This window comes from Acinetobacter sp. CY05 (assembly GCF_059515805.1).
Map to the genome: position 1 here is coordinate 171510 of NZ_JCAKMW010000002.1, position 15256 is coordinate 186765.

Here is a 15256-nt window from a genome sequence, read left to right on the forward strand (position 1 = left end):
CTGTTATGAAAAATCAATTGCGTATTATTGGTGGCGACTGGAAACGTCGCCAATTGCCTTTTGCCAGCATTGAAGGCTTACGCCCAACCCCAGACCGTGTCCGTGAAACCTTATTTAACTGGTTAATGTGGGATGTTCAAAATACTCGCGTTTTAGATGTATGCGCAGGTTCAGGAGCTTTAAGTTTTGAAGCTTTATCACGCGGTGCAGCATCGGTGGTGATGATTGAACCTAATTTAACCCAAGCTCAGTTTTTAAAAGATAATCTAGAACTGCTTAAAGTCACCAATCAACGCGCTAAACTCAAAATTAGCACGGCACAGCACACTTTAGCCAGTTTAAAAGAACAATTTGACCTGGTGTTTTTAGACCCACCTTATGGTCTTGATTTATGGACAGAACTGGCTCACTTGGCCGATCCATTAATCAACGATAAAGCCTTGATTTATGTCGAAGCAGATCGAGATTTAAACCAATTGCAATTACCAGCTACATGGCAATTGCTTAAAAATACCAAGGCAGGTATGGTACGTGCCGGTTTATACCAAAAACAAGCCTAAAAAAGGCTGCAGCTGCAGCCTTTTTTTAACGTCGATGTTCATTTTTGTGATTTTTATAACGTCGATCTGAATTATTCCAATCACGTTTATGTGCGTTTTTATAACGTCCTTCGCCTGGTGTTTTAGAGTCATATTTATGCTGATATTGACCACGTGGATGATCATCATAAGGGCTCACAACACAGCCGGTTAGCATTACACCCATCACTGAGCTGAGTAAAAGTGTTTTTAACATCGCAAGTTCCTTTTTTGATATGACAGCTTATTGTCCAGCTCAAAATGCGAGATTCTAAGTAGCTTATGTTGTGATCTGGTACAACACCTGCTGCTTTATATGTTTTGTTGCTGAGTATGTTCACAATTTGCTTAAAGACCAACGACAAACTCCATTACACTCAACGCTTTAGATGAGTGTACCGTATGTTGTGGAGCCTATTTATTCTCGGTGCGCTGGTTGCAGGCTTTATTCAAGGATTAACCGGCTTTGCCTTTGCGCTGATTGCTATGTCTTTTTGGATTTGGGCCTTGCCACCTCAATTGGCTGCGCCTTTAGTGGTCTTTGCTTCAGTATGGTGTCATCTGATTTCCTTATTACAGGAAAAAAGTGCCCCCAAATTGAACCCAAAATTGCTTGTGCCTTATGTTTTGGCAGGTTTAATTGCAGTACCTTTAGGGACTTATTTGCTTGACTTGGTCAATGCTCAGGCCTTTCGTTTGACACTCGGCATTTTTTTGTTGCTGTGGAGTCCTCTCATGTTATTTAACCCTCAAATTAAGATCTTGCAACATAGCGGACGCTATGCAGATAACAGCATCGGTTTTTTGGGCGGTATATTAGGCGGATTGGGCGGTTTTTGTGGCGCCCTACCTTCAGCTTGGGTAATGCTCAAACAGCTCCCAAAAGCTGAACAACGCTATATTTTAAGGCACTTTAATTTTGCCATTCAAATCTTCACTTTGGCTGTTTACCTTGCTCAAGGCACTTTAAACCCTAGCCATTTCCCCTATATTGGGGTGTTATTACTGAGCGTAAGCATACCTGCCATTTTAGGTGCACGTTTATTTTATAAAATTTCAGAACAACGCTTTAAGCAAGTTGTTTTGGCTCTATTATTTAGTTCAGGGCTGTTTCTAACCATAACCAGTTTATATAGCTTTATTCAATAAATAGGCAAGCCCTTGGACTTCCCTATTGGGCTTATTTTACTTTTGCAGTTAAATACTCAAGCTCATAGGCTTTTTGTTTTTCAGCATCAAACTCACCTTGCCACTTACTCATCACCAGTGCCGCCAAGGCGTTACCAATTAAATTGAGGACAGTACGCGCCATGTCCAAGATTCGGTCGATTCCTGCGATAAACGCCAAACCTTCTAATGGAATCCCCACACTGCCTAAAGTTGTCAGCAATACCACAAAAGATACACCCGGTACGCCTGCAATCCCTTTAGAGGTGATCATTAAGGTGAGGACCAAAACTGCTTGTTGACCCAGTGTCAAATCAATCCCGTACAGCTGGGCAATAAAGATGGCTGCAATACTTTGATACAGTGTTGAACCATCTAGGTTAAATGAATAGCCAATGGGTACTACAAAGCTGGTAATGGATTTTGGTGCGCCATAACCTTCCATTTTCTCCATCACACGCGGTAATACCGTTTCAGAGCTGGCAGTTGAATAAGCTAAGATCAATTCATCTTTTAAAATACGAATAATCGTCCAAATATTTAAACCACACATTTTGGCCACAAAACCCAATACACCAAAAATAAAGAATAAAATGGCGGCATAAACTAATGCAGCCAATTTTACTAATAGCAATAATGAGCTAAAACCAAAATTGGCCACAGTCGCTGCGATTAAACCAAATACACCAATCGGTGCAAAGAGCATAATCATATGTGTCACTTTAAACATGGTTTCAGACACTGTAACCAATACATTAATTAAAGGTTGTTTGGTGTCTTGCGGTAATTGGCCAAGACCCACAGCAAAGATCACCGAAAAGAAAATAATCGGCAACATCTGACCACTGGTTAAGGCAGCAAAAAAGTTAGACGGAATTCCCGACAAGACAGTTTGAATTAAACCATGAGATTATTTACTGACGTGATGGGTCGTATCTTGGTACTTTGAAATATCTACTTGAGTCAAGCTTGACATATCAATGCCGGCACCCGGTTGGAATACATTGGCCGCCACCAGACCCACTAAAATCGCAACAGTGGTAATGACTTCAAAATAAACAATGGTACGAAAGCCCAACTTGCCTAACTGATGACCATGATGGGTACTGGCAATACCCAAAATCAACATCGACACCACCAATGGCACGACGATCATTTTAATTAAGCTAATAAAAATAGAGTCTAATGGGTTTAAGACATTCGTAACAAGTGTTTCGCGATATTTAGATAATTAGTGCAGTACAGACCCAAGCACAATACCTAAAATAAGAGCAATAATGATTGGCCATGCCAGGCTCATCTTCAGTTTTTTCATACTTCGCTCTAGAATTTATACAATGGGAGAAAAAATGTCCGCAACTATCCGACAATTAAATATTTAGATTTAATCGCTCGGAAAACGGATTTTGGCTATCATAAAAGATAGATGAATTGTGCGGACAATACAGAAAATGAGCCGATAATTTTGGATAAATCGAATTTATTTGCCTAGATTTTTTTCAGTTTAAGTTAATAATTCAATGCAAAAATCAACATTCATTTAAAACACAAATACTTTCGTTTATAGGTTAATCAAAGTTTAGTGATTGATTTTACGAATTGTTATTCGGTAAATGGTTAATCTGATTCAACGGTATGTAGTGGTTACTCAGTGTTAAGCGCCAAAATACTTTTGTTGCAAGATAAATATTGTTATGGTGAAGTCGCTTAAGTTTTAAGAGATTGATGTCATGCAAATTCAGCAGCAAATTGTCTTGGTAACAGGGGGTGCACGCGGTTTAGGCTTAGCCATTAGCCAAGCGCTATTGCAAGAAGGTGCCCGTGTGGTGGTGAATTATTATCGAAGTGAAGCCAAAGCACAGCAATTACAGGCACAATTTCCGCAACAGGTTTTTATTTATCAAGCTGATGTTACAGATCAAGCACAAGTGATGGCATTATTTGCTGCAGCTAAACAACATTTTGGTCAAGCCATTAGCTCTATTGTAAATAATGCCTTGGTAAATTTTAGTTTTAATGGCGATGCGCGGCCAAAAATCCATGAATTAAAGTGGAGCACGATGCAAAATCAAATTGATGGCGCATTAAAAGCCGCCCTGCATACCACCCAAGCGGCTTTAACCGATATGCAAGCCCAACATTTTGGTCGCATCATTAACATTGGCACCAACTTAGTCCAAAATCCTGTGGTGCCTTATCACGACTATATCAGTGCTAAAGCTGCGTTGTTGGCGTTTACCCGTACCAGCGCACATGAATTAGGTGCCTTTGGTATTCATGTCAATATGCTCTCAGGTGGTTTGTTACAAGCCACCGATGCCAGTTCTGCCACCCCTGATGCGGTCTTTGATTTTATTGCAGCTGCAACCCCAATCCAAAAAGTCATTACACCTGAGGATTTTGCTGCGGCAGTGCTGATGTTTTTATCACCTTATGCACGCGCCATTACCGGACAAAATTTAATTGTCGATGGCGGCTTAGTCAAAGGGTAGCTGTTGATGTTGCTTTTATGTGAATAACATCCTATTTTTTGAGCAGTTGATAAACAAGAGCGTCTTTTTTAGCTATAATTATTTATACAATTGGCGCCATCCTTTTGTTTAACCTCTGCTCATGAAACTTAGCTTTATATTCAGCTTAACCTTGCTGCTGAGTGGCTGCATATTTGGTGCATCACACGAAGTTCAACGTGCAGAAGAGTTACTTGCACAGTTTCAATGCCGTAATGTAGAAAGTAATCAAATTGCACATAGTGCCATTACCACCTATCACCAACAAAGTTTAGCGGCGAGTCGCACTAAGGCTGAAGAATATATTCAAGCCTATAAACAAGGTGACTATGATTTACATCTTTCCTTGTCCAATATGGTTGAGCAACAATATAAAAAATATCATAGTGCATGTCAGGCTTTAGGTGGCATACCCGTAAAAACAGATTAAAAAAACAGGGCGATCTGCCCTGTTTTTTTATAAATAACGTTGATCGACACTAAAATCTTGAGGAAATTTAGGCGAGATCTGTGCATAAAACTGCATAATTTCACGCATATCATGTTCCATATTGCCACTTGGGTAAATGATTTTACCCACCCCTGTTTTTTTCTTATCATAATCCATATAGGCCAAAGCAATCGGCACTCCGGCATTAACAGCAATATGATAAAAACCAGTTTTCCAATGCGTTTGGCGTGCCCGTGTACCTTCAGGAGTCACCAACATCACCAGTTTAGGATGGGTTTTAAATAAGTCAGACATCACCTGTACCATACTTGGGCGCGCCTCACCGGCCTGTTTGGGCGCACGGTTAATGCCAATCCCGCCCATGGCACGAACAAAGGGACCAAACGGAAACTTCATATAACTGTCTTTAATGGTAATTCGTACATGAACGCCTAAAGCTTTTAGTGCTAAACGCGCATATAAGGCATCCCAATTACTGGTATGCGGTGCGGCAATCATCACACATTGATCTAAATCGAGTGGCCAATGATTGTCGATTTCCCAGCCGAGTGCATTTAAACTACGTTCTGCCAATTTTTCAAACATGATCCTACCTCAATTTTATTTCGCGCTGATTCTAACAGCTTGTGTTGAAAGATCACTGCATATTGTGCTCAAAAACCTTCCAGATCATTGCAACATTTAAAAATAACAGCCTAAATAAAATCAAATGAGTACAAAATTTGCACAAAAGCAACTGTTTAAATTAGACAATCTTCGCCAAAATTAGAGAGCTACAGACCAAAAACTAAATCAGGATAACCATAATGAAAATTCAACTGCTCTCTGCTTGCCTTATGACGATTTTGACTTTAACAGCATGTTCTAAACCTGCTGACAAAACCGAAGCCATGAATAACACAACAACCAACACTGAAAGCCAAGCTGCCAGCATGCCAACGAGTGCCAATGACTTAAATTGGGTCGGTGACTATAAAGGTGTATTGCCTTGCGCGGACTGTGAAGGGATTGAAACTGAGCTAGAACTCAAAGCCAATAATACTTACGAGCTGTCAGAAGAGTATCGAGGCAAACAAAGTAATGAGTTTAAAGCCAAAGGCAGTTTTACTTTTGATGCCGAGCAAAGCAATGTCATTACTTTAGATGAACAAGGTCAAAAGCGTAAATTCTTTATTGGTGAAAATTTTGTAGAATTACGTGATATGCAAACAGGCAAAAACTTGGATACTCAGCTGAACTATAAGCTCATGAAAAATATGTAATTTATCATAAGCATTAAAAAACCCAGCCTAGGCTGGGTTTTTTGGGTCCATCAATGCTTAAGATTAAGCAGAGAATTGGTTCATTGTATTTTTCGCGTCATCACCCGCTTTAAGCGCGTTGTCACCAGCGAAGATTTCTTTGTGGTCATCACCGATGTCAGAACCTGCCATTGCTTGGTGTTTCACGCAAGCGATACCACCACGGATTTCTTTACGTTGTACGCCAGCAACATAAGCCAACATACCTTCAGAACCAAAGTAACCTTGAGCAAGCTCGTGAGTAGAAAGCGCTGCTGTGTGGTAAGTTGGAAGTGTGATCAAGTGGTGGAACACACCTGCTTCGCGCGCAGCATCTGCTTGGAATGTACGTACTTTATCATCAGCTTCAGCAGCCAATTCAGTGTTGTCGTACTCAGCGCTCATTAATTTAGCGCGGTCGTATGCAGATACATCTTTACCTTCAGCAACCCAACGATCGTACGCTTGTTGACGGAAGTTTAAGGTCCAGTTGAATGAAGGTGAGTTGTTGTAAACAAGTTTCGCATTTGGCACTGTTTCACGTACACGGTTTACCATGTGAGCGATTTCAGCAACGTTTGGTGTTGCAGTTTCGATCCAAAGAAGATCCGCACCGTTTTGTAAGCTTGTTACACAGTCAAGTACAACGCGGTCAATTTGCGTGCCTTCACGGAATTGATACAAGCCAGAAGCAAGACGCTTAGGACGGTGAAGTTTACCATCACGTTTAATTAAGATTTCGTCTTCTTGCGCTTCTGAAATATCAATTTCAGTTGTGTCTAAATAGCTGATGTATTGAGAAGCGATGTCGCCTGGCTCTTTAACCACTGGGATTTTTTGAGTCAAGTCAGCGCCTTCAGAGTCAGTACGTGCAACGATGATACCGTCATCAAGACCCATTTCTAAGAATGCATAGCGAAGCGCATGGATTTTCGCAATGAAGTCTTCGTGTGGAACAGTTACTTTACCTGCTTGGTGACCACATTGTTTCGCGTCAGATACTTGGTTTTCGATTTGTAGTGCACAAGCACCTGCTTCGATCATTTTCTTCGCAAGTAAGTAAGTTGCTTCTTCGTTACCAAAACCTGCGTCGATGTCCGCAATAATTGGCACAACGTGAGTTTGGAAGTTGTCGATTTGTGACGTGATTTCAGCAGCTTTCGCAGTGTCACCAGCTTCTTGTGCTTTTTTAAGTGCACGGAATAAGTCGTTTAATTCTTTTGCGTCTGCTTGACGTAAGAAGGTGTAGATTTCTTCGATTAATGCAGGAACTGAAGTTTTTTCGTGCATAGATTGGTCAGGAAGTGGACCAAACTCAGAACGAAGTGCAGCAACCATCCAACCAGAAAGGTAGATGTAGCGACGTTCAGTTGTACCGAAGTATTTTTTGTTGGCAATCATTTTTTGTTGTGCGATGAAACCGTGCCAGCAACCTAATGATTGAGTGTATTTGCTAGAGTCAGCATCATAAGCAGCCATATCACGACGCATAATCGCAGCTGTATATTTCGCGATGTCTAAACCTGTTTTGAAACGGTTTTGCAGTTGCATACGCGCAGCATCTTCAGGAGAGATGTCTGCCCAAGTGTTGCCGAATTTTGCTTTTAATTCGCGGATTGCATCGATCGCTGTTTGATATGTAGTCATGATATTTCCCTGTATTAATTTTAGGACTTTTCCCAACGATTTGCTAAAATCTTACCCTCATGTACTTGTTTAGATTATGAGCGCTTCGTTGCATTGGATACAGATTAGTTTGCTTGAAAAATTTAATCCAATAGTCTGCAAGAATTATCATTATTTATTTAAAAAATATGTAGCTAAAAGTCGTATACTTTGCGTGATATTGATTTTTAAATATTTGTTTTTTATCATTTTAATTTTTTCAACTTTTTTATTTTTGTATTATTTTTAATCATTAGACCTAAGTCTTAAAGGGATTTTTTAATTTAATAAGTGCCTTTTTAGCTCCTTATCTTGGTCTTGCTTGTATTTTTTGCAGTTAGCTATCAGGATTATTTTTTAAACAAAAGGTAGATTATTTTTTTAGCTTATTTATAAGCCTATCACTTGCTCTTAACACCTTGTTAGCGCTGTGCTTATTGGCATTAATACAAAAAAAACATGGCTTTTTTTTCAGCATTTTCTTACACAAATTGGCCTGCTTATGGCATAATCTGAGGTAATTTCATAATTTTATTCTCGGTATTTTTTTTATGAATCTGGAGCGGGTCGACCTCAACCTACTGATTTATCTTGATGTACTTCTTCGCGAAAAAAATGTCACCCGTGCTGCAGAGCAACTTGGGGTTACTCAACCAGCCATGAGTAATATTTTGCGCCGTTTGCGTAATTTATTTAATGATCCTTTATTGATTCGTTCATCTGAAGGCATGACCCCCACTGAACGTGCTTTAGAGTTACAACCACGTATTCGTGATGCTTTATCCGATCTTTCCATGATTCTAGAGCCACGTACTGAATTCCGTCCTTATACCTCTAATCGTGTATTTAGAATTATGACCTCAGATTATGCTGAGGCAACTTTAGTACCACGTTTAGTCAAAGCATTGCGCTCTGAAGCACCGAATGTGGTATTGGACTTTTTGACCCCAAGTGATGTGTCTTATCGTGACATGGAACAAGGTAAGGTCGATCTTGCCATTAACCGCTTTAATGAAATTCCGCAAAGTTTCCACCAAGTATTAGTTTGGCGCGATAGTTTCTCTTGCTTACTCAATCCTAAACATCCTGCTGCCAATAACTTAAATCTTAAAAGCTATTTAGATGCACAGCATATTTGGGTGTCTAAAACGGGTATGGGCGTTGGCTTTGGCGTAAATCCAGAAAAACAAGCAGGCTTAGGTTGGATTGACCAAGCTTTAGAGCGAATTGGGCAAAAACGTAAAATTTCAGTATTTACCCGTCATTATCAAATGCCAGGCTTATTGGCGTCTAATGTAGATTTGGTGGCAACCTTACCAAGTCGTATTGCGCGTTTACAAGCTAAGAGCCAAAACTTACTCATTAAAGACCCGCCATTTTACATTCCAGAATTTGAGTTAAAAATGGCATGGTGCCCACTGCTTCATCATCATCCTGCACATCGCTGGTTACGCCAATTAATTTTATATGTCGCCCGCCAGATGATTGAAGAAGAAAATCGTGAGTATTTACTCAACAATTCACAATTTTCGCAGTATTAAACTGTTTTCAAACAGCATTTTTTAATGCTTGCATTTTTTTAGCCGCGTAAAGAAAATGTTCTGCGCGGCTATTTTTGTGTTAAAACTAGCAGTATAGATAATAATATTCTTATCACAGGTGGACCCGTGAGCCTCTTTCAAAACATCGTCATCATCATGCTGTTAATTGTCGGGGCAGGATTTTTGTCGTTAACCGAGATTGCCCTAGCTGGTGCTCGTAAGGTAAAACTCAAAATTTTGGCGGAATCAGGCGACACACGTGCACAGCGTGTTATGGACCTTCAAGAAAATTCGGCTGACTTTTTTGCCGCTTCACAAATTGGTCTGAATGCTGTCGCGATTTTAGGCGGTATTTTAGGGGAAGGCGCGTTTCGTCCTTACTTTATGGCTTTTGTCGCCAAGTTTTATACTGGCCCTTGGGCAGAAACGATTGGCTTTGCCCTCTCCTTTACCTTAGTGACCTCACTATTTATTTTATTTGCTGATCTCATGCCCAAACGTTTGGCCATGATTGCACCTGAAAAAATTGCAGTCAGCGTCATTGATCCGATTCAAATTTTTATTAAAGTTTGTCGTCCTTTGGCTTGGATCATTAATGCCATTGCCAACTTGCTGTTTCGTTTATTTAAAGTCAATACCAAACGCGATGACAATATTACTTTTGATGATATTTCTGCGGTCATGGATGCGGGCGCACAGGCAGGTGTCTTACTCAAACAAGAACATCACTTTATTGAAAACGTATTTGAACTTGAAGAACGTAACGTACCCTCAAGTATGACCACGCGGGAAAATGTGGTGTACTTTACGTTAAATGAGGCTGAAGAAAGTATTCGTCAGAAATTGGCTGAATATCCTTATTCTAAGTTTTTGGTGTGTAGTGAAGATATTGATAGCGTGATTGGTTATGTGGATGCCAAAGATATTTTGGTACGTATTTTAAATAATCAATCTTTATTGCAACTCAATGAATCGACTATTCGTACCGTACTGACGATTCCAGACACCTTAACCTTGTCTGAAGTATTAGACCGCTTTCGCTCGACCAAAGAAAAATTTGCAGTGGTCATTAACGAATATGCCTTAGTGGTGGGCGTAATTACCCTCTCCGATATTATGATTACTGTGATGGGCGATTGGGTGACACCGATTGATGCCGATCAACAAATTATTAAACGTGATGAAAACTCATGGCTGATTGAAGGCAGCACCCCCATTGAAGACATTAAACATGCCCTCGAAATTGACGAAATGCCAGATGAAGAAAACTATGAAACCTTAGCTGGCTTTATGATGTATCGCCTACGCAAGATTCCACGCCCTGCTGATTCAGTTGAATATTTAGGTTTTAAGTTTGAAGTGGTGGATGTCGATCATTTTAAAATTGACCAGCTCTTAGTGACGCGTTTATCGGCAAAAATTGTTGCCGATCTCCCACTAGGTGATGGCTAGAGCATGTCAATCTTGGCAATATTGGCGTGTTTCTGTGTCTATTCAGCGCTGTATTGTGTGTATTTTTTCTTTGTTCATAGCAATAATTGCTTGCTACTTATAGCCGCCATTGCACTGCTTATTTTAGCCGCCAAGATTAGCCCCTATGCGTATGAGCGAAAATCAAAACGCTTTAATAATACCTTAATGTGCGGCGATACTTGGTTTTGGCCACTATTTACATGGTGGCGACTGTTTATTTTGCCAGCCAAACTGCTGTTACGTTATTTTTATGATTAAAAAAAGCGCCTTTAGGCGCTTTTTTAGTGACTTATCGATTTGCAATTAAAGCATCTAAGACGGCTTGGTAGTGAATCGCAATATCATCTTCTAGCACTTTATAGGCATTATCCAATTGTACCATTGGCCAACCTTCTTTCCAAAACGGGAAGATGTTATGCAAATCACGCGTTACCGTAGCATCTTCACGGCTAATGGCTTGTGCCACCTGTGACAATACTTGCGCAGTTTCAGCGCCATCAATCGCTAAATAATCAATACCACGAACTTTTAAAATACGAATACGGTCTTTTTTATAGCGAATTTTTTTGGCTTGACCTTCGTTTAAGCCCAATGCCAAGACCACAGCTTCAACAAATTTCTCTTCAAAAGCTTGGTGTAATACCACCAATGCTTGTTTATGCGCTTCTTGACGCCCCGCTTTACCGCCAGCACGAATCACTTCTTGTGCTTGGGTGTTGAGCTCATCGCTTTTCATAGACTGCAAAATGTCTAAAATTTCGATATCGCTTAAGTTTGCAGGAGATTGTTCAGTCATAAACTGCCTTTGAAGAATAAGAAAACTAAAGCACTATTTTGGCATAATTTGCCGCTGAAATATATCGTGCTGGGTCATAAGCCTAAAATAAAAAATCCTCCAAAGCGGAGGATTTTGGCTGTTTATGCCTGCATGACTTCTACCACTACTTTACCGACATGCTCGCCAGTATCGAGTGCTGCATGCGCCTCTTGGATTTGATCAAAGCTAAACGTTTGATAAATCATCGGTAAACATTGCCCTTTTTCAAGTAATGGCCAAACTTTTTCTTGTAGACCTTGTGCAATTTCAGCTTTTTCTGCTGTGTTACGCGCGCGCATGGTGGAACCGGTAATGGTTAAGCGTTTCATCATAATCTGACCCAGCTTCACCTCTTTGGCTTTGGCACCACCTAAAAATGCAATATAGACTAAACGGCCATCACGGCGTAATAAATTTAAGTTTTGCTCTAAATATGGCGCACCGACAATATCTAAAATCACATCAACACCAGCATTTTCTGTTGCTGTTTGAATGACTTCTTCAAAGTTTTGAGTTTTATAGTTAATAGCTGTGGTGAGATGAGAAATCGCTTGTACTTTTTCATCCGAACCTACTGTTGCAAAAGTTTTTAAACCAAGTGCTTTTGCTAACATCAGTGCAGTGGTACCAATACCACTGGTGCCGCCATGTACTAATAAGGTTTCACCTGCTTTGGCGCGACCCATTTGGAACACATTGGCCCACACAGTAAAGAAAGTTTCAGGAATGGCTGCTGCTTGTACAAAGCTCACACCTTCAGGAATGGTTAGAGTTTGGCTTTCTGGCACCACGCAATATTCAGCATAACCACCACCATTGGTTAAACCACAAACTTGATCACCGACTTTAAATTGGCTGACTGCACTGCCTACAGCAGCAACTACACCTGATACTTCAAGCCCAGGTACAGGTGTCACCCCTTTTGGCATTGGATATAAGCCTTGACGCTGTAAGATATCTGGGCGGTTAATTCCAAACGCGTAAACTTGTACCAACACTTCATCCGCTTTTGGCGTTGGAAGAGCGACGCTTTCATAGGCCAACTTATCCACGCCACCTGGTTCGGTAATAATTACTTGCTGCATGCTGTTTGACATCAGTCATCCTTTTCATTTGATTTGTAATACGACTTGGTTAAGCAACATAAGATAAATTGCACTAAAAACCAAGTCTATCTTCAATTTTTCCCTGTTAACACGCCTCCTCTGCTAAGCAGAAATTGATGACAAATGCATGTATTTCATGAAAATTTAATATGTAATATTTCTTTTCCTTTATGACAACGCCATCACACTGTCATGTAGAGACGTTATTTTTCAGCTCTTATATATCAACAACTTGAGAATATAGACGCATGAAACGCGCTTACCTCTATGCCAGTATTTTACTTTGTTTAAACTTAGCCGCTTGCTCAGACGATGATGATCATCATGTCACAGACACAGCACCACCGGTCACTGCACCTGAGCCTAATCCTGAGCCGAGTGTGCCCGCTGAACCCGTGCCTGTACCTGAAATTTATCTCGATGAAAATTTCGACCAAATGACAGCGTTACCTAGCACATGGATGTTACCTAAAAATAATGCAGGCAGCGTGTATATCGAAAATGGCGACTTATACCTTGATGGACGTGCCAATGATACACAAATGACCTCAGTGCTGTTGCCTAAAGATTATCAACAGTTACGTAATTATCGTGTTGATATGGAATTTAGTTATCTTGACAGCAATAATGATGGACGCTGGGCCAGCATCATGTACCGTGCAGCAGATGAGTTTGCTGATCCAGCCTTTAGTCCTTACTACCAATTTGCCATGCGTAGTCAGACCACGAGTAGCAATGGTCTAGAACTGTCATTACGTATGCCAACCAATGCTTGGAACGTACTGCATAAATCAGCACATAATGAAAATATTGGTCTGAACACAACCCACAAAGCCAGCATTGTGGTGCATGGTAAACGTGTGCGTCATTATCTAAATGACCAATTGGTACTTGATACCACCTTACCTTATGCACTCGATCAAGGCGGCATTGGCTTGTCGGTCGCAGGGTTATTAATGAAGGTCACACATTTTAAAGTGACTGAACAAATCGAAGCGCTACCTGAAGCCAATAAAGTTACCGAACTGGTCGATCAAGCTTTACCCGTGTCGATGGCACCGACTTTGATTCAATCGGCAAAGGCCACAATAGCTGCTCAAAGTGCCACGCATGTTGCTTACCGTTTGGATGCAGATTTAAATCTATTCAATCATGATCAACAAAAAGTCATGCATCTGACGCAATATTTACAAAACAATAATCGTAACAGCTTAGCACTCCTCGAATTACACAATACGGCAACGATTGATGCATTAAAAACCATCAGTAATCAGTATGACCTTGCAGAGCTCACCTTATATTCAGATAACGTAGAGCTCTTACGTCAAGCACGCATTGCTTTGCCGCAATTACGCACAGCTTTAGATTATTCTAAAAAAACCAATCTAAGCCAGAGCAAGCAAGACCTCGTGACCTTGGTACATAATACCAATGCCTCGTTATCTAAGATTGTAATTTTACCACCACAACTGACTACACGAGATACCGTCAGCCATCTGCAGCGTTTACTGATTACAGCATGGGCCAAAAATGACAATGCTAGTCCTGTACAAGCCGCACAGATCTTAAGTAGTGGCGTCAACGGGGTCTGGAGTCAAAATCCAGATATTTATCAAAATATTATGCAGAATATGGCGCCAAATACCTTATTACGTAAACCACTGATTACAGGTCACCGTGGTATTCCTGCTCTAGATGATGAAAACACGTTGGAAGGTACCCTAAAAGCCATTGAAGTGGGTGCAGATGCTGTTGAATACGATGTGTATTTAAGTAAAGATGGTCACGTATTTTTAATGCATGATGGCACAACCACACGTACCACAGGCGTACAACGCAATACAGAAGATCTGACGCTTGCTGAAATTCGTGAGCTGCGTACCTTAGGCAAGAATCGTCCCGTACCGACTATGGATGAAGTTTTAAGCGCGGTAAAAAAATATCCGCATGTCACGAATTTCATTGAAGTAAAGAGTTCGAATCCTGCAATTATTCCAAAAATTAAAGAACTGTTAGATAAACATGATGCCTATGATCAATCGATTGTGATTAGTTTTAATGGCGAACAAATTCTACATATGAAGAATATTTTGCCGGGGGTCTCTACAGGTTTTCTCACCAGTACACCTGCTGCACAAAGTGATTTGGTTAACACACGTCGAATCTTAGATGCTACACAAAAATATTCATCGACCTTTAACCCATCTTTTAGTGGCTTAAGCAAAAATCTGATGCAACAGGCTGCTCATCGTGGTGTGACCTTCTGGCCATGGACATTCCGTCTCAATAAAGACGACTTTAACCGCATGTATGTGCAAGGGACACATGGTTTAACCACAGATTACGCACATGATGCCTCAGAATTTGTAGTCAAACTCAATGCGCCTAAGCAAGTGGTTGCCAAAGTAGGTGAGCCATTAAGTATTGCGGGTCAATTACAAAACCAAATTGGACAACGACAAGATTATGTATTTAAACAAATGCTTGTATTGCCAAGTTCGGCCAAGTATAACCAAAGTGGACAAGCTGTTACCTTTACTGAAAAAGGCAGTGCTTATGTGATGCCAAGTTATCAGTATCAAATTGCACCAAATTATAGTTATACCCTATATGCTGAACCTGTCACTGTAACCGTACAGTAAGCTTGAATTGATTGAGAAGGAAAGTC

General features: G+C 40.5%; 14 protein-coding genes and 1 pseudogene. 9 read left to right on the top strand and 6 right to left on the bottom strand.

What is annotated here, in order from left to right; all coding sequences use genetic code 11:
- The first annotated feature begins 5 nt into the window (after positions 1–5).
- On the top strand, positions 6–560 hold the full coding sequence (rsmD, locus tag AC5YCD_RS03235) for a 16S rRNA (guanine(966)-N(2))-methyltransferase RsmD (RefSeq protein ID WP_496128675.1): 555 nt from the start codon (positions 6–8) through the stop codon (positions 558–560).
- Positions 561–585: 25 nt separating this feature from the next.
- Here rsmD and AC5YCD_RS03240 read toward each other — a convergent pair whose 3' ends face one another.
- Positions 586–795 (bottom strand): hypothetical protein, encoded by a 210-nt coding sequence (locus AC5YCD_RS03240; RefSeq protein ID WP_496128676.1) that lies wholly within the window; start codon positions 793–795, stop codon positions 586–588.
- Positions 796–980: 185 nt separating this feature from the next.
- On the opposite strand from AC5YCD_RS03240, the gene AC5YCD_RS03245 reads away from it, so the two are divergent.
- Positions 981–1727, top strand: coding sequence for a sulfite exporter TauE/SafE family protein (locus AC5YCD_RS03245; protein ID WP_496128677.1), 747 nt, complete (start codon positions 981–983; stop codon positions 1725–1727).
- 31 nt (positions 1728–1758) lie between these two features.
- Here AC5YCD_RS03245 and gltP read toward each other — a convergent pair.
- Positions 1759–3060: pseudogene (gene gltP / locus AC5YCD_RS03250) on the bottom strand (glutamate/aspartate:proton symporter GltP).
- Positions 3061–3475: 415 nt separating this feature from the next.
- Here gltP and AC5YCD_RS03255 point away from each other — a divergent pair.
- Both AC5YCD_RS03255 and AC5YCD_RS03260 read left to right on the top strand, forming a co-directional pair.
- Positions 3476–4237 (top strand): 3-oxoacyl-ACP reductase, encoded by a 762-nt coding sequence (locus tag AC5YCD_RS03255; RefSeq protein ID WP_496128678.1) that lies wholly within the window; start codon positions 3476–3478, stop codon positions 4235–4237.
- Positions 4238–4358: 121 nt separating this feature from the next.
- The gene (locus AC5YCD_RS03260; RefSeq protein WP_496128679.1) at positions 4359–4685 is read left to right on the top strand and encodes a hypothetical protein; all 327 of its coding nucleotides are present in this window, start codon (positions 4359–4361) and stop codon (positions 4683–4685) included.
- 27 nt (positions 4686–4712) lie between these two features.
- On the opposite strand, the gene AC5YCD_RS03265 is transcribed toward AC5YCD_RS03260, so the two are convergent.
- Positions 4713–5291: a 1-acyl-sn-glycerol-3-phosphate acyltransferase gene (locus AC5YCD_RS03265; RefSeq protein WP_496128680.1), complete on the bottom strand. Its 579-nt coding sequence runs from the start codon at positions 5289–5291 to the stop codon at positions 4713–4715.
- A 221-nt stretch (positions 5292–5512) separates the two neighbouring features.
- On the opposite strand from AC5YCD_RS03265, the gene AC5YCD_RS03270 reads away from it, so the two are divergent.
- Positions 5513–5968, top strand: coding sequence for a copper resistance protein NlpE (locus tag AC5YCD_RS03270; RefSeq protein ID WP_496128681.1), 456 nt, complete (start codon positions 5513–5515; stop codon positions 5966–5968).
- A 63-nt stretch (positions 5969–6031) separates the two neighbouring features.
- Here the strand turns inward: AC5YCD_RS03270 and AC5YCD_RS03275 are convergent, their stop codons facing one another.
- A complete protein-coding gene (locus tag AC5YCD_RS03275; protein WP_496128682.1) occupies positions 6032–7633 on the bottom strand; it encodes an isocitrate lyase in 1602 nt (533 codons plus the stop codon).
- A gap of 569 nt (positions 7634–8202) precedes the next feature.
- On the opposite strand from AC5YCD_RS03275, the gene AC5YCD_RS03280 reads away from it, so the two are divergent.
- The 3 genes from AC5YCD_RS03280 to AC5YCD_RS03290 all read left to right on the top strand — a co-directional run bounded on the left by AC5YCD_RS03280 (position 8203) and on the right by AC5YCD_RS03290 (position 10923).
- Positions 8203–9192, top strand: coding sequence for a LysR family transcriptional regulator (locus AC5YCD_RS03280; RefSeq protein ID WP_496128683.1), 990 nt, complete (start codon positions 8203–8205; stop codon positions 9190–9192).
- A gap of 126 nt (positions 9193–9318) precedes the next feature.
- The gene (paeA, locus tag AC5YCD_RS03285) at positions 9319–10644 is read left to right on the top strand and encodes a polyamine export protein PaeA (protein ID WP_496128684.1); all 1326 of its coding nucleotides are present in this window, start codon (positions 9319–9321) and stop codon (positions 10642–10644) included.
- 90 nt (positions 10645–10734) lie between these two features.
- On the top strand, positions 10735–10923 hold the full coding sequence (locus AC5YCD_RS03290) for a hypothetical protein (RefSeq protein WP_496128685.1): 189 nt from the start codon (positions 10735–10737) through the stop codon (positions 10921–10923).
- A 31-nt stretch (positions 10924–10954) separates the two neighbouring features.
- Here AC5YCD_RS03290 and AC5YCD_RS03295 read toward each other — a convergent pair whose 3' ends face one another.
- Positions 10955–11461, bottom strand: coding sequence for a hypothetical protein (locus tag AC5YCD_RS03295; protein WP_496128686.1), 507 nt, complete (start codon positions 11459–11461; stop codon positions 10955–10957).
- Between the two features lie 122 nt (positions 11462–11583).
- A complete protein-coding gene (locus AC5YCD_RS03300; RefSeq protein ID WP_496128687.1) occupies positions 11584–12579 on the bottom strand; it encodes an NAD(P)H-quinone oxidoreductase in 996 nt (331 codons plus the stop codon).
- A 257-nt stretch (positions 12580–12836) separates the two neighbouring features.
- Here AC5YCD_RS03300 and AC5YCD_RS03305 point away from each other — a divergent pair, with 257 nt between their 5' ends.
- Positions 12837–15230: a glycerophosphodiester phosphodiesterase family protein gene (locus tag AC5YCD_RS03305; protein ID WP_496128688.1), complete on the top strand. Its 2394-nt coding sequence runs from the start codon at positions 12837–12839 to the stop codon at positions 15228–15230.
- The last annotated feature ends 26 nt before the right edge of the window (positions 15231–15256 follow it).